General features: G+C 42.8%; 14 protein-coding genes. 9 read left to right on the top strand and 5 right to left on the bottom strand.

What is annotated here, in order from left to right; all coding sequences use genetic code 11:
- Nucleotides 1-24: 24 nt before the first annotated feature.
- The 3 genes from BGP76_RS15915 to BGP76_RS15925 all read right to left on the bottom strand — a co-directional run bounded on the left by BGP76_RS15915 (nucleotide 25) and on the right by BGP76_RS15925 (nucleotide 3,506).
- Complete coding sequence (locus tag BGP76_RS15915; protein WP_119845404.1) at nucleotides 25-507, bottom strand: hypothetical protein; 483 nt, start codon at nucleotides 505-507, stop codon at nucleotides 25-27.
- A gap of 41 nt (nucleotides 508-548) precedes the next feature.
- Complete coding sequence (locus BGP76_RS15920; RefSeq protein ID WP_119845405.1) at nucleotides 549-1,580, bottom strand: TerC family protein; 1,032 nt, start codon at nucleotides 1,578-1,580, stop codon at nucleotides 549-551.
- Between the two features lie 141 nt (nucleotides 1,581-1,721).
- On the bottom strand, nucleotides 1,722-3,506 hold the full coding sequence (locus BGP76_RS15925; protein ID WP_119845406.1) for an ABC transporter ATP-binding protein: 1,785 nt from the start codon (nucleotides 3,504-3,506) through the stop codon (nucleotides 1,722-1,724).
- Between the two features lie 130 nt (nucleotides 3,507-3,636).
- Here BGP76_RS15925 and BGP76_RS15930 point away from each other — a divergent pair, with 130 nt between their 5' ends.
- The 6 genes from BGP76_RS15930 (at nucleotide 3,637) to BGP76_RS15955 (ending at nucleotide 10,310) form a co-directional block, all read left to right on the top strand.
- Complete coding sequence (locus BGP76_RS15930; protein ID WP_073121033.1) at nucleotides 3,637-4,218, top strand: TIGR00730 family Rossman fold protein; 582 nt, start codon at nucleotides 3,637-3,639, stop codon at nucleotides 4,216-4,218.
- Between the two features lie 30 nt (nucleotides 4,219-4,248).
- Nucleotides 4,249-5,562 carry a DUF2851 family protein gene (locus BGP76_RS15935; RefSeq protein ID WP_158584302.1) on the top strand — a complete coding sequence of 438 codons (1,314 nt, stop codon included), beginning with the start codon at nucleotides 4,249-4,251 and terminating at the stop codon, nucleotides 5,560-5,562.
- Nucleotides 5,563-5,564: 2 nt separating this feature from the next.
- The gene (locus BGP76_RS15940) at nucleotides 5,565-6,797 is read left to right on the top strand and encodes a hypothetical protein (RefSeq protein ID WP_147407489.1); all 1,233 of its coding nucleotides are present in this window, start codon (nucleotides 5,565-5,567) and stop codon (nucleotides 6,795-6,797) included.
- An 85-nt stretch (nucleotides 6,798-6,882) separates the two neighbouring features.
- Entirely contained in the window at nucleotides 6,883-7,521 is a 639-nt protein-coding gene (locus tag BGP76_RS15945; protein WP_119845409.1) for an acetyltransferase, read from the top strand.
- Nucleotides 7,522-7,607: 86 nt separating this feature from the next.
- Nucleotides 7,608-8,465 (top strand): nucleoside phosphorylase, encoded by an 858-nt coding sequence (locus BGP76_RS15950; RefSeq protein ID WP_119845410.1) that lies wholly within the window; start codon nucleotides 7,608-7,610, stop codon nucleotides 8,463-8,465.
- 84 nt (nucleotides 8,466-8,549) lie between these two features.
- Nucleotides 8,550-10,310 (top strand): long-chain fatty acid--CoA ligase, encoded by a 1,761-nt coding sequence (locus BGP76_RS15955; protein WP_119845411.1) that lies wholly within the window; start codon nucleotides 8,550-8,552, stop codon nucleotides 10,308-10,310.
- A gap of 6 nt (nucleotides 10,311-10,316) precedes the next feature.
- On the opposite strand, the gene BGP76_RS15960 is transcribed toward BGP76_RS15955, so the two are convergent.
- Nucleotides 10,317-10,661, bottom strand: coding sequence for a YraN family protein (locus BGP76_RS15960; RefSeq protein ID WP_073121023.1), 345 nt, complete (start codon nucleotides 10,659-10,661; stop codon nucleotides 10,317-10,319).
- A gap of 513 nt (nucleotides 10,662-11,174) precedes the next feature.
- On the opposite strand from BGP76_RS15960, the gene BGP76_RS15965 reads away from it, so the two are divergent.
- The 3 genes from BGP76_RS15965 (at nucleotide 11,175) to BGP76_RS15975 (ending at nucleotide 14,910) form a co-directional block, all read left to right on the top strand.
- Nucleotides 11,175-12,437, top strand: a complete 1,263-nt coding sequence (locus BGP76_RS15965; protein ID WP_370453810.1) for an ammonium transporter — start codon at nucleotides 11,175-11,177, stop codon at nucleotides 12,435-12,437.
- A 106-nt stretch (nucleotides 12,438-12,543) separates the two neighbouring features.
- Nucleotides 12,544-13,644, top strand: coding sequence for an outer membrane beta-barrel protein (locus BGP76_RS15970; protein WP_185146854.1), 1,101 nt, complete (start codon nucleotides 12,544-12,546; stop codon nucleotides 13,642-13,644).
- A 255-nt stretch (nucleotides 13,645-13,899) separates the two neighbouring features.
- Nucleotides 13,900-14,910: a glutamine synthetase beta-grasp domain-containing protein gene (locus tag BGP76_RS15975; RefSeq protein ID WP_073121017.1), complete on the top strand. Its 1,011-nt coding sequence runs from the start codon at nucleotides 13,900-13,902 to the stop codon at nucleotides 14,908-14,910.
- A 75-nt stretch (nucleotides 14,911-14,985) separates the two neighbouring features.
- On the opposite strand, the gene BGP76_RS15980 is transcribed toward BGP76_RS15975, so the two are convergent.
- Nucleotides 14,986-15,492 carry a nuclear transport factor 2 family protein gene (locus BGP76_RS15980; RefSeq protein ID WP_147407490.1) on the bottom strand — a complete coding sequence of 169 codons (507 nt, stop codon included), beginning with the start codon at nucleotides 15,490-15,492 and terminating at the stop codon, nucleotides 14,986-14,988.
- Between the last annotated feature and the right edge of the window lies 1 nt (nucleotide 15,493).

Here is a 15,493-nt window from a genome sequence, read left to right on the forward strand (position 1 = left end):
GTAATCTAGTCAAAGATTTGGGTCTTAAAAATATCTTTTGAGCCAGCTGTCTTCTGCAGGCACGACCCAGTCCTCTTGCAGTCCTTTGATAGTAGGGACTAGATTGTTGAAAGTTAAGGTCTCTCTGTTTATTTTCCCCTTTTGGATGAGTGATTTTATCTCTGTGATGGTGCTCTCGAATACTTCGTCGTTGATGATGAAGCAGACCTGTGACCGATTGAAGAAACTCAGTTTTAGTTTTTGTTCTAATGTTTTGACAAGACCTACAGACGCATCGATAGAGCAACCGCTAGCTTGGTTGAAACTTTCATCCACAGATACGATCAGAAATTTGTTGTGGAGTATTTTAAAACTGCTTTTGAGTGCCGCGCCGTGAGCAGCCCATCCTTCGAGAAAGCGATTAGACTCTTCGGTTATCGTTTGGACATCCTCAGTATTTAAAATCCTGTCTGCTTGATATATCCAGACTCTAGCATTGTCGGGCAATTGATCGAAAGGTACTATCATAAAATTGACTTTTATACTCCTACGAAATGGAGAGGAAAAAGCTACACTTCTTCCTCAACTGTTTCTGCGGGCTCTACCGCTTCTTCTGCTTGTGGGAAAATAACCGACAAAACGATAGACAAGGTCAGCGCTGCTATGATCACGATGAAAGACCAGATCACAGGGATATGAACATGCTCTTCGATCCCCACGAGCTGAAACGCAGACTGAACAAGACTCCATTCTAGAAGCATTTTGGCACCAATAAAGATTAGAACAATGGAAAGTCCTTTTTGCAGCAGGTAAAATTTATCAAGAACATTGGCTAGCAAGAAGAACATCGCTCTGAGTCCCATGACCGCAAAGATATTCGAGGTGTAAATGATGAATTCATTTTGGCTAATCGCAAAGGCTGCAGGAATGGAATCAACTGCAAAGATCAGATCTGTAGATTCGATCAGGAGTACGACTAGGAAAAGTGGTGTGAACCATAACTTTCCTTTCTCTTTGAAAACAAATTTTCCACCTCTTTCATCTTTAGAGATCGGGAGTATTTTTTTAGCCCATCGCAAAAGGATGTTTTTCTCTGGTTCGATATCCATGTCCTCATCTTCATTGAAGATTTTGACACCAGAGTAGATTAGGAATATGCCGAAGATGTATAGAATCCAGTGGAACTCACCTATCAATAATGCACCTAGGAATATAAACACAGCGCGGAAAACGATAGCGCCTAGAATACCCCAAAATAAAATATCATGGTAATATTCGTCCTTGACCTTGAAGTAGCGTAGGATGAGTAGAATGACGAAAATGTTGTCTACGGAAAGCGCTTTTTCCGTCACGTAGGCAGAGAAGTACTCTATGGCATTTTCTGCTCCGCCACCAAAAAAATAGATTAGACCTCCAAAAATGCACGAGATCACAATCCAGAATATAGTCTGCATGAGCGCGTCTTTTTGCGTAATTTTTTTAGGTCCTTTATGAACGAGTCCTAAATCTACGACTAAGAATAGTACGATAACTACCCCAAAAACACCGAACAGAAGAAATTCATTCGTTCCAGAAAAAATATTATTAAGTATAAGGTTCATTCAATCAAGTCGTTAAATGCTGCTTTTGCTAAATTGTCAGAGCCGCAAAGAAAGTCATAATATAGTATAAAATGTCAGATTCAAGCAACACTTTTGACCTCTTTAGATAAGTGATGGTTATCAGGGGGTTAATGTGGTTAATTATTCGACCAACTGCAGGTTGACCAGATGGTTGTAGGTGCTGTTCGGGTTAGAGAGTAGGCTGTCATGTGTGCCTGATTCTGCAATCTGCCCATGTTCTAGTACGAATATTTGATCTACAGCCTTGATCGTAGCGAGACGATGTGCAATGATGAGTGTCGTCCGCTCTTTCATCAGTTCATTGAATGCCTGCTGGACCAGATTTTCCGACTCGGCATCTAGTGAGCTGGTCGCTTCATCCAATATCAAGATGGATGGATTTTTAAGGATGGTTCGAGCGATCGCAATTCTTTGTCTTTGTCCGCCAGATAGTTTGACGCCTCGTTCGCCTACTAGGGTGTCGAGTCCCTCAGGGAAGGATTGGATAAAATCCATCGCGTGAGCCTTTCGTGCAGCAGCGATAACCTCTTCTTCGCTAGCTGCTGGGTTGCCATAGGCGATGTTTTCGCGGATGCTCCCACCAAAGAGAATGATTTCTTGAGGAACCATACCTATACTATCTCTGAGGTCTTTGAGACTGTATTCTTTGATTTCTTTGCCATCCACAGCGATGGTGCCCTCATAGCCGTTGTATAGTCTCATGAGGAGTTGAGCGATGGTAGTTTTACCTGCGCCACTTTTCCCAACAAGGGCGACCTTCTGCCCTTGTTTGATTTGAAGTGACAGCCTATTCAGTACTTGGATGTCTTGGCGGCTTTCGTAAGCAAATGATACTTGATCGAATGTTATGGCGCCTTTGATAGGGGTGCTAACGGTCGTTGTACTGTCGGTTTCAGATTCTTCGTCCTGAATCTCCAGTACTCTCTCAGAGGCACCAATGGCACGCTGAATCTGACCAAATAAATCGCCCAAGCCCGCAATAGACCCGCCGATGAAGGAGGTGTAAAGCACGAAAGATATTAGGTCACCGATGCTCATTTCTCCGTTTTGGAGTAGTACTGCACCATACCAGATGATGGCAACCATCGCACCGAAGAGAGCAAAAATGATGAATGAAATGAAACCAGCTCTATACTTGGCTGCATGGATGGCTGCTGTAATAACCTTGCCCATTGCTCCGTCGAACCTATTCTTCTCGAAGCTTTCGTTAGTAAAGGATTTGACCGCTAGGATGGACTGAAAGGTCTCTTCTGCTATCGTAGAAGATACCGCTAGTTCGTCCTGAGATTTGCGAGAGAGTGTTCTGATTTTTTTCCCGAATAGCATCGCTGCAAAAATGATGACAGGCAGCACACAGAGCATAAAGAGGCTAAGTGCAGGAGTGGTGATAAATATCATCGTCAGCCCAACTGCCAGCGTAACGATCTGACGAATCACCTCTGCTAGTGTCGTCGAAAAAGTAGTCTGTAGCATACTAATATCGGCCGTGATCCTACTCATAAGGTCTCCTGTCCTGTTCTTGTCGTAGAATGATATTGGGAGATGAATGAGTTTTTGATAAAGCCCTGTACGAACATCTGCCATGGCATTTTCGCTCACCTGAGCGAATAGATAAACCCGAAAATAGGAGATAATACCCTGTAGGAATAGGATGCCCATGAGCGCTAGAGCGACTTGATTGATATCGGTGAGGTACCAGCTTTGGTCTCCACCTGCTACATCGATGAGTTTGCCTGCGACCAACGGAAACGCCAACAATAGGAAGCTACCCACCACGAGAAATACCAGACCGACTAAGAATTTGGATTTGTAAGGGACGATGTACTGGAAGATGCTGTAAAGCTTCTTGAAATTTTCACCATTCAATTTTCTCTTATCCTCTTCCTTTAACTTCTCTCTTGCCATTTATTTCCTTGATAATTTGGGCAAAAGTAAGCTTCTAATGCTTACGGTACAATCGTTATTTATTATTTGGCAATTTTGTGCATCGCCGGGCTAGATTTAAGATATTTGTGCTACAACATTGGATTTTAATATGAACAGTATTTGTGTTTATTGTGGTTCTTCGACGGGTAATAATTCGGCGTTTGTGACTGCAGCTCAAGAATTAGGAAAGAAACTGGCAGAAGCCGAAATCACTATGGTCTACGGAGGTGCCGCACTTGGTTTGATGGGGACGATAGCAGATTCGTGTCTTGATGGTGGAGGTTCTGTCGTTGGTGTAATTCCTAAGTTTTTGGACGAAATAGAAATTTCGCATGATAAGCTCACCGAGATTGTATTGACCGAATCAATGCACGAGCGTAAGACGAGTATGGCTGATAGAGCGGATGCTTTTGTTGCTATGCCAGGTGGTTTTGGTACACTGGAGGAGTTGATGGAGGTTTTGACTTGGAGTCAGTTGGGATTGATCCAAAAACCAATTGGGATATTGAATGTTAATGGTTATTATGATCCGCTAATGACGTTTTTTGATCACATGTTGACACAAGGACTGATCAAGGAAGCGCATATGGATTTGTTTGTAATCAATGATGACGTGGAGAAGCTTTTGGAGGATCTGAGGTCATTCGAAGCGACTAAGGCTGATCATCGACAGAAGCTTGGGTTGGTTTAGTCTTGCATAGCTAGAGACTTTTCGCTTTATTTGGTAGCAGCAGTATGGGAAGCAACTCGTGATACTGTGCAAGAAACTTTTTTACATTTCGTCTGGAACTATCAGCGCTTTGCTAGCGCACATCTCGTGACAGTTGAGGATCAACCGATAGAGATATACAACCTCGGACATCATAATAGTGATGCAGGTCCAGATTTTCTTCAAGCTAAACTAAGAATAGGAGACATTTGCTGGTATGGTAGTGTAGAGATTCATATCAACTCATCGGACTGGGATAGACATGATCATCAATCAGATACCAAATACAACAGTGTGATCCTCCATGTGGTGTGGAATCACGATAAGGAATGCTGTCGTGAAGACGGTGAACGGCTACCTGTACTGCAGCTGTCCGACCGTGTCGATTTACAACTTCTCTCCAAATCGAACAGTTTAATCAACAGTCCTTTGGCGATCCCGTGTCAAGAACAATTTTCGCAAGTGCGCAACATTGATAAGGTCTCCATGCTAGATCACGCCTGTGTGGAACGCCTGAGGCGAAAGTCTGCGCTGTTACTCGATATGCTAGATAGCAACGTAGGCTCGTGGGAGGAGACGGCTTACCAATGGATCGCACAGCATTTTGGATTCAAGAAGAACGCCGAGGCGATGCTTAAGTTAGCTACGCGACTGCCACATAAACTGTTGCTCAAACATCAGCCTGAGCCACTCGATGTAGAGGCTTTGGTGTTTGGCGTGGCGGGATTTTTGGAAGGAGAAGCGAGGGATCAGCATCATGCTGAACTCAAACGGCGCTACGACTACTTGGCGAAAAAATACAATCTGCAAGAGCAAGAGATGCTGCGTGTCGAGTGGGATTTCTTACGGATGCGGCCATCCAATTTTCCTACGGTTCGATTGGCGCAGTTGATATGTTTTGTCAGTACTCATGCTAAGTTTTTTGACCTGATTGTTCATGGGACTAGTGGTATGGAGGTGTGTGGTTTTTTTGACATGAAAGTGTCTGCATACTGGCAACTGCATTATGATTTTGGTAAAACATCGAAACGTGTGACGGCAGGGATAGGCAAAAGCAGTGTGGATGTTTTGCTGATCAATGGTGTGGTGACACTGTTGACGGCCTATGGGACATCGGTGGGAGAGACGCGTTATCTTGATCGAGCGGTAGACCTGTTACAAGGGCTAAAGCCAGAGCAGAATAGTATCATATCGGATTGGGAAGCATTGGGCATGGAGGTGACGAGTGCTTTTGATACGCAGGCACTGATCGAGCTGAAGAATGAGTTTTGTTTGAAAAAGAAATGCCTTTCCTGTAAAATTGGGCTCAAGATTTTATCTAGTTGATTTTGCAGATACTCCTCGTTTATTTTTTTGTACTCCTATTTCTAGCGGGTATTGTCATACTAGTCTATGGCGCGCTGCGTGATATGCTCAGTCCACAGGTTTTTTTTATGGCTTTGGGACTCAAAGTCGTATCGGGAGTGTTGTTAGGGTTCCTCTATAGCCACTACTACTCAGGAGGGGATACGTTTGCGTATTTCGATGAGGCAGTTGGGTTAGCCTCTCTGGATTCTTCTGCTTTTTGGTCGGAGATTACAGCATCTACACTGGTCAGTGAGCCTGTTCGAGCGATTTGGTTCATGCGTTTGGTGGCAGTTTTTATTTATGTGACAGGGGCGGATTATTGGTTGACTACAGTGGTTTTTTCTGTGGTGAGCTTTTTAGGGACAGTATATGTGGTTCGAGCGTTTAGTCTTTGGGATCGCACTTTTAAGTGGCCTGCGGTATTGGCATTTATGTTCGTGCCTTCAGTGGTTTTTTGGTCATCAGGCCTACTCAAGGAGAGCTTGGGGGGGGCAGCATTGTGTAGTATTGTTGGATTTTATGCAGTGTTTCGGTCGTCCCGTCAACTCGGAGTTGGAGACGTGTTTTTCATGGTTCTATCGATTCTTTATCTGGGGATTTTTAAATATTATATCGCGGCGATGTTAGTGCCCGCTGTAGTTTTTCTTTTCCTGATTCAATTTTCTAAATCGTGGTTGCCTTATTGGTCAGAATGGCAAAGGGCTAGTTTGATTGTTGGGATGTTGGCTTTTCCCGTGTATGTAGCATTGACTTGGCTGAGTCCTAATTTTCAAATGAGCAGGTTGATTGCTGTGATTCAGTTCAACCATGAACTGATTTTGTCACAGTCGACTACTAGTACTTTGGAAGTATTGACAGTCACAGGCACGTTTTTGGACTGGGGTATTAACGGGATTTACTATATGTTTTCGGGGTTGTTTCGACCTTTTTTGTTTGAGTCATGGGCTTTTCCTGTTTGGTTAAGTGCGATAGAAAATACGCTACTGCTATTAATCACTTTTTTTGCTTTGTCTCGTAAAGGGGTTTTAAAAAAACTCTTCAAGATCGAGTGCATCATTGCGATAGTCTACGTGGCGAGTTGTGCGGCCTTACTGTCTTACAGTGTGCCCAACCTCGGTACGATCGCAAGATACAAAGTGTATTATTTCCCTGTCCTGATATTGCTTCTTGCTTCTGTGACTGTGGGGAGTTTTCGGTTAGGGAGTCAAAAATAAGTCCGCATTGAAAAGAGGGTTCCCTTCCTTTTTCATTTCTTGGACGAGCATGGTAAACTTATTCGAATATGGATAACTTTGCGCCATGGACAACCCAGTAATAATATTCGGCGCGGGTGGCTTAGGTCGCGCAGCACTAGAGATTTTTGAATCCAACGGCAATGTCATCTATGGCTTCTTAGATGATAATAAATCACTACATAACACCGAGATTGATAATGTGCCCGTTTTGGGGGGGACCTCAGACGATGGTTTCTTAAAGCTGATTGGTAAAAAGTGTGAGGCTTTCGTCGCTACTGATGACAACAAGGAGAAGAAGAGCTTTGCGAAAGTGTTGATCGATAAACGTAAAAAAATGCCTGTCAATGCGATCCATAATAGCGTGGTGATGTCCAGGTCTTGTGAGATCGGTCATGGTAATTTTGTGAATAGCGGGTCGAAATTAGGTGCTGGGGTGCAGATAGGTAGCCACTGCCTGATCAATAGCGGTGCTACGATAGATCATTCGGCTAAGTTGGGAGATTTTGTGCAGGTCGGTGTAGGTTCTGTGATTGGAGCTGGTGTGGAGATTGCGGACGAAGTGTTCATCGGATCAGGAGCGGTGATCGTCTCTGGAGTCAAGCTAGGTAAAGGGGCTCGTATAGGAGCTGGGTCTGTCGTGATCGCAGAGGTGCCCGCTAAGCAGACCGTGTTTGGTAATCCTGCCGTCGAGGTGAAAAAATAATGAAGGACTTGGGTTTCATCCTGTCGTAGTTTGTCATTTTATTAGTTTTCACTAAATTCAAATCTGACCTAGAGATTTACTAATTGATGCAAACTATTTCCGAAACAGACCTGATCCTAAACAAGGACGGAAGTGTCTATCACCTCAATCTGAAGCCTGAGAATATTTCCGATACTATCTTGACTGTAGGAGATCCTAGCCGTGTCTTTCGGGTGAGTCAGTACTTTGATACCATTGATTTTGAGATGAATCGTCGGGAGTTTATCACGCACAAGGGGACCTACAAAGGGAAGAAAGTCACCGTGATTAGCACAGGGATGGGGACAGACAATGTAGAGATCTTCATGACTGAGTTAGATGCCTTGGTTAACGTAGACTTGAAAACACGTCAGGTTAAGGAAAAGAAAAAGAAGCTCAATATTATCCGTATAGGCACCTCGGGTAGTTTGCAGGAAGATTTGCGTCTCGGGTCTCATTTGGTGTCTGATTTTGGAGTCGGGTTGGATACGTTGATGACTTTCTACAACCTGAGACAGACAGGACAGGAAAATACAGTGACTAACAAACTGAGAGATTACTTAGACTTTCCTTTCAAGCCTTACTGTGTGGAAGGGTCTACGATGCTTAGAGAAAAATTTGCTTTTGATATGGTGCGCGGCAATACGGTCACTTGTCCAGGGTTTTATGGTCCGCAAGGGCGAAATGTTCGGTTGGACCTAAAATACCCACACCTGATGGAGGATCTCATGTATTTTCATGAAGAAGATTTTTGGTTGACGAATTTCGAAATGGAGACTGCAGGATACTATGCTCTGGGAAGACTCATGGGGCACGAAATGCTAAGCCTCAATGCCATCATTGCTAATCGCGCCAAAAATAAGTTCTCCAAAGACCCTGACCGTGTGATTGATTCTCTTATTAGAAAAGTCCTAGAGAGACTTTAACTCCATCTGCCTGATAAAACTCAGTAGTTTTCCCTCTCTATTCCTGCTTCCTTTTTACTATCTTAAAGGTCTAAAGGCTTGATTATGGAAAAACCGACACGCGTTTTTGATTTTTTACAGTACCAATCTACTCATCACCCGATCGAGGACTGTTTGGCGTGTTCTGAAGCGGGAAACTGGAGAAAGTATTCTACCCAAGAAGTAATGGATATAGTCTCCAAACTTAGTTTGGGGCTTTTGCGCATGGGACTGGTACCAGGTGATAAAGTTGCCATTGTATCTACGAACCGTCCAGAATGGAATTTTGTAGATTTGGCCTGTGCCCAAACAGGGGTGATTTCTGTTCCCATGTATCCCACGATCTCCAAAGAAGATTACGCTTACATCTTCGAGCACGCAGAGGTTAAGGCTGTTTTTGGTGCAGATCAGGAGATTTTAGATAAGATCACTGCGGCAAATAAAGAGTATGCGTTGGCGCATATCTATTCCTTTGATGATATCGCGGGTGTAGATAACTGGAAACAAGTGTTGAGTTTGGACCCGCAAGGAGATATTGCCCAAGTCGAGAAGATTAGCAGTGCAATCAAGCCTGAGGATTTGTTTACCATTATCTATACCTCGGGTACGACTGGGAGGCCTAAAGGCGTCATGCTGTCACATCACAATGTTGTCAGTAATTCTGTTGCCGTTCGTGTAGCACTCAAAGGCTTGTTAGATCAAGGGGGGCGTGCACTCAGTTTTCTACCTCTCTGTCACATATTAGAAAGAACCGCTTCTTTCTTCTATTTCTATAGCAGTATCTCGATTTATTATGCGGAGAGCATGGATACCATTGGAGATAATCTCAAAGAGGTCAAACCCCACATGTTCACGACTGTGCCTCGCCTGCTGGAGAAGGTCTATGATAAAATCATTGCCAAAGGCTATGAATTGCCATGGTTGAAGCGAAAATTGTTTTTCTGGGCGGTTAATTTGGGGTTGAAGTTTACGCCATTTGTTGATCAAGGGAGTTGGTATAATGCTCAGTTGGCACTAGCGCGTAAGTTGGTATTCTCTAAGTGGAGGGAGGCTCTTGGTGGTGAATTGTCCTATGTTCTCGTTGGTGCAGCTGCATTGCAGCCACGTTTGGCACGGATTTTTTGGGCAGCACAGATTCCAGTATGTGAGGGTTATGGTTTGACAGAGACTTCACCAGGTATTGCGTTTAACACGCCCTTTGAGGGAGGTGTGCGCGTTGGTACGGTGGGTAAAATTCTAGATCAGATTAGTGTTCGTATTGCAGAAGATGGCGAGATATTATGTCAAGGACCTAATGTTATGATCGGGTACTACAAGGATCAGGAACAGACAGAGGCTGTGATGAATAGTGGCTGGTTTCATACGGGGGATATTGGAGAGCTCAATGAAGGTTTTCTCAGGATTACTGATCGAAAAAAAGAAATGTTCAAGACCTCTGGTGGTAAGTATATCGCACCACAGATGATGGAGAATCGGTTCAAGGAGTCTAAGTTTATAGAGCAAATCATGGTGCTTGGTGAGGGACGTAAATTTCCTTCTGCACTGGTTGTGCCTAATTTTGAGACTTTAGCGACATGGTGTCAAGGTCGTGGTATCAAGATGCAAGAGCCAGACCTGTTGATCAAGAACCCCGAGATTATAAAATTCTATAATGAGGTGATCCAACGATACAATCAAGGGTTTGGGCACTGGGAGCAGGTCAAAAAAATAGAGCTCATGGATCATGTCTGGGGTGTCGATAGCGGCGAACTGACGCCTACGCTCAAACTGAAACGACGTGTACTTTTGGACAAGTATGCAGCGTTAATAGAAGCTATGTACGATTAAACCTCCTTAGTAAAAGGCGTCTTCAAAATGAGTGATCGACATGGAGGCGTCTAGCGCTATGATGTCAAATCTAATTCGGCCTTTCCATTTCAACCTTTCTAGGTAATACTGAGCTGCTCCTATAATGTTGCGTTGTTGGTTTTCGGAGACAAACTCCTCTGGGTATCCATAAGTGGCTGTTCTTCGGTATTTCACTTCTACGAATAGTAATAAGTTTTCATGCGATACGATCAGGTCTATTTCTGCCTTTTTGTGCCTGTAGTTCCTTTCCAAAATTTCAAACCCTAGACCTGTTAGGTAGTCTTCTGCCTGTTTTTCGGCCTTGTCTCCTGCTTTTTTATAGTGAGTCATCGGGTTGTTGGTTTATGTGTTTACGTATGTACGTATTTTGTTGCGTATTTAGTAGAGCATTTTACTTACTACTTAATCAAATTTCCAAGTAATAAACCTGCGAAATCACAGTAAAATAAATGTGTATAGCACATATAACTATTGTTTTAATCAAAGAATCTCCTGTTTTGTTGAAAAAATCATACTGTATTGGTGTGTTTTCAAGTGTTTGTTGAATAAAATTCAATAAAATCATTAAAAAATGTGAATGGTATAAATATTAAGTAAATCAGGATAATTTCTGTGTACCTACTAAGTAGTTCTACTTGGTTTTGCTACTTTAGCAGCTGAGGAAATTAAAAAACTCCCGAATTCATCAGTAGTTCAGTTCTTTTTCACTGACACAAGATGATATCTAAATTAAGGATTTTTTCGGTGATGTGCGCCCGCAGCAAGCAAGCATTTACTACCGATTTAGGACTATAAATTTATTTTAAACTTAAAATTATTGCTATGACAATTTTGACTAATGTAATGAGCGAGATGACAACTGAGGCAGCTGCACAGGCTACCGAAGGAGCTGTTGCGCTTTTTACGGCAAACAACATCTGGATGATGTTGGCTACAGCTTTAGTGTTTATTATGCACTTAGGCTTTGCAGGTGTAGAAGCTGGTTTTGGACAATCCAAAAACACAGTTAATATCCTGTTTAAAAACACAATTACCCCAATCATCGGTCTATTGACTTATTTGGTTTGTGGATTCAACTTGATGTACCCTGGTGAATTCAACGGTTTCTTAGGGTTCGCTGGATTAGGTATTGGTTTCGATGCAGCTACTGATGGCGCATCTATTGACTATGCTGGTGCAGGGTATACTTACTGGACGGATTTCTTGTTCCAAGGAATGTTTGCTGCGACTGCTGCGACTATCGTATCAGGTGCGATCGCTGAACGTGTGAAGGTGTCCGCTTACATGATCTTCACTGTAGTGTATGTAGGGTTGGTTTACCCAATCTTAGGCTCATGGAAATGGGGTGGTGGATTCCTAGACGAAATGGGATTCTATGACTTTGCTGGTTCTACTTTGGTTCACTCCGTAGGTGGATGGGGTGCATTGGCAGGTATCATGATCATTGGCCCACGTCTAGGTAAATACGTAGATGGAAAAGTAATCGACAAGCCAGGTGCTTCTGTGCCTTTGGCAGTGATCGGCGTGTTCTTGCTATGGTTAGGATGGTTTGGTTTCAATGGCGGTTCTGTATTGTCTGCTGATCCAGATTTAGTCTCTTATGTGTTGGTGACGACATGTATGGCTGCTTGTACTGGAGGTCTATTCGGATTCTTCACTGCTAAAGTGGTATTTAAGAGAATGGACTTGGGAATGGTACTCAATGGTATCCTTGCTGGTCTAGTTGGAATCACTGCTGGGGCAGACGTAGTGTCTGTGACTTCTTCATTGATCATCGGTGCAGTAGCAGGTATTTTGGTAGTGTTGTCTGCCGTGACTATGGACAAATTCAAACTAGATGACGTAGTAGGTGCTGTATCTGTTCACTTGACGTGTGGTATCTGGGGTACGCTAGCTGTAGGTATCTTCGGTATCGGTGAGTTCTCTTTCATGACTCAGTTGATCGGAGTACTATGTTACGCAGGTGCTGCTTTCCCTATCGCTTTCTTGTTATTCTTCATCTTGAAGAAAACTATCGGTGTAAGAGTTTCTGAACAACACGAAACAGAAGGTCTAGATAGTCATGAGCACGGTATCAGAGGTTATACTATCATCTTCGACGACTGATTCACCAATTAGATATAAAAGAGAAGACCTGTTCACACTGTGGTGCGAACACAGTAAAACAGGTCTTTTTTCAACTTTAAAATTTCAACTCTAAAATAAAGTAATAATGAAAAATTTTACAAAAATATTATTGGCGGCATTGCTAGTAGTTTCTTTTGCAGCTTCTGCTCAGGACGAAGAAGAGTCATCTACACCTGTCCTATCAATATCTGGTAGTGTAGATGCTTACTTTAGATCAAACCTGTCTCCTACTAATTATGGAAACCAACAAGCACCAGGTTCTTCTTTCGCTAACCAAAACGGTTTTGCACTAGGTATGGCTAACGTGATCATTGGATTAGAAGGTGAGAAAACGGGTTTCGTTGCAGACCTTGTGTATGGGCCTAGAGGAACGGATGCAGTTTTTGGAGCGACTACTGCTTCTTCTAGCATTGTTAACCAGTTGTATGCATACTGGATGGTGAGTGACGCTGTTACTCTTTCAATGGGTAACTTCAATACTTACCTGGGGTACGAAGTAATCTCTCCAACGGCTAACTTTAACTACTCTACATCATACATGTTCTCTTATGGTCCATTTTCTCACTCAGGTGTGAAAGCTGATTTTTCTTTAGGAGAAGCTAGTTTGATGGTAGGTGTATTTAACCCTACTGACATGACTGATTTCAATCCAGTCGATACTTATACTATCGGTGCTCAAGTTGGATTCGGTGGAGCGTACTTGAACTTATTGTACGGTGACCAAGATGGTTCAATGGCATATATAGATGGAGATGGAGCTGTTGTAGACAATAGTGCTACATTCCAAATTGACTTGACTGCTGGATGGGATTTGAGTGACGCATTATACTTTGGTGTAAATGCTACTTACAATACAACTGGTAGTAACCTTGATGGTGTAGATCCTTTCGGATTCTACGGAGCTGCAGGTTATTTACAATATTCTTTGTCTGATGCATTCGCACTCGGAACTAGAATAGAGTATTTCGGAGAGTTTGAAGGTGGAGCTGGTGCAATCGGTGGTTATGATGCTGATGGTAAAGCTAGTGTAGTAGATGTAACGCTAACTGCTCAATACACAGTAGGTGGATTGACATTCATTCCTGAGTTGAGACTAGACGCTGCTTCAGAAGATGTATTTAGCGATGGTTCAGAGGCTACAGGTTCAATGTCTTCATTCGTGCTAGCTGCTGTCTATGCATTCTAAACAGTAAGACTTTATTAAGTGTTTAAGCAATTTTTGTGTCTGGGGAGGTAAGCTGCCACTCCAGACACTATTTATAACCAATTGATTGTCTTATGACATGGAGGGTTTAAAAAAAGTTGCTACCTTTGGTTTCCGTAATAATACGTACTTGTTCTCGGTAGACCACATTTTATCTGACAACACTTCCTAATACAACATTTCCCCAAAAACTGAAAAGAGCTTAGAATTAGAAAATTATTAAATACTTATAGAAAAATGGCAAAATCAAAATTAGAGTATATCTGGCTAGATGGATACCAGCCTACTCAATCTCTTAGAAGTAAAACCAAAGTTGTATCAGATTTTAGCGGCAAGCTAGAGGATTGTCCTGAGTGGTCTTTTGACGGTTCATCAACGCAACAAGCAGAAGGTGGTTCTTCTGATTGTATTTTGAAGCCAGTCTATATTTGCCCAGACCCAGCAATCGAAAATGGTTACTTGGTGATGACTGAGGTATTGAACGCTGATGGTGAGCCACATGAAACTAACGGTAGAGCAACTATCGATGATCAAGATGACGACTTCTGGTTCGGATTTGAGCAAGAGTACTTCTTGATGGATCCAGAAACTAAACTACCTGTTGGATTCCCAGCTGGTGGATACCCTGCTCCTCAGGGACCATACTACTGTGGTGTAGGTGGACAAAATGTATTCGGTAGAGATTTCAAAGACGAGCACTTAGATTTATGTATCGCTGCTGGTTTGAATATCGAAGGGACTAACGGTGAAGTAGCTGCTGGTCAGTGGGAATGGCAAATATTTGCGAAAGGTGCACAACAAGCTGGTGATGAAATCTGGATCGGAAGATACTTGATGGAAAGATTGTCTGAGCAGTACGGATTGTACATCGAGTACCACCCGAAACCACTAGGTGCTACGGACTGGAATGGTTCAGGAATGCACGCTAACTTCTCAAATTCATTCTTGAGAAACGCAGCATCTGAAGAGAAAATCAAGAAAGTATGTGAGGCATTCAGAAATGTAGTTGCTGAGCACATCGAGGTTTATGGAGCATACAATGACCAGAGATTGACTGGATTGCACGAGACTGCTGCGATCACTGATTTCTCATACGGTGTGTCTGATAGAGGAGCATCTATTCGTATCCCTCTTTACACTAAGAACAAGGGATGGTCAGGATACCTAGAAGATAGAAGACCAGCATCTAACGCTGATCCGTACAAAGTAGCAGCAAGAATTATCAAAACAGTGAAAACTGTAGGATAAGAAATTAGCAATAAATTTATGAGAAGGGCTGCCAACTAGGTAGCCCTTTTTTGTTTCAAATTTTTGAATAGTACCTTATTCGGGTTCGAAAAATTTTCCTGTAGGAAACAAACAACCGTCTTTTCTTCGCGTGTCTGCTAGTGTAAAGATTCTCCATCCTTGTGGGGACTTAACGAGTTGAAAAGCATCTACACCACAGTGACTAAACCGCTCGCCAGCAAAAAAAGCATATTGACACCAAGCCTGTGCTAGTCCACCGTCTATTGATATTTTGTAATCCCAAGACTTTTCTATCCATTTGACCTGGTGAGGAGTACCTACGGACTGAAGAAATTGATTCAGTCCTCCTTCTACCTTGAATGTGGAGTCGTTGCGCTCATAGATGGTGTATAGTAGGGGAGAGTCGTCGAATAGTGGTCTGATTGCGCTGCTATCTCCGTCATACATCGCTTGGAATAAATTCAAAATAACTTGACGGACCTTCATCTCTTCAGCCGACATTGTCTTATTCGGCTCAGGAGAGGAGCAACTACTCATCATGCAGATGAGTAGAGCAGCAGGGAATAATAGCAATTTTATCATG

This window comes from Reichenbachiella sp. MSK19-1, from assembly GCF_003590315.1.
Taxonomy (GTDB): domain Bacteria; phylum Bacteroidota; class Bacteroidia; order Cytophagales; family Cyclobacteriaceae; genus Reichenbachiella; species Reichenbachiella agariperforans.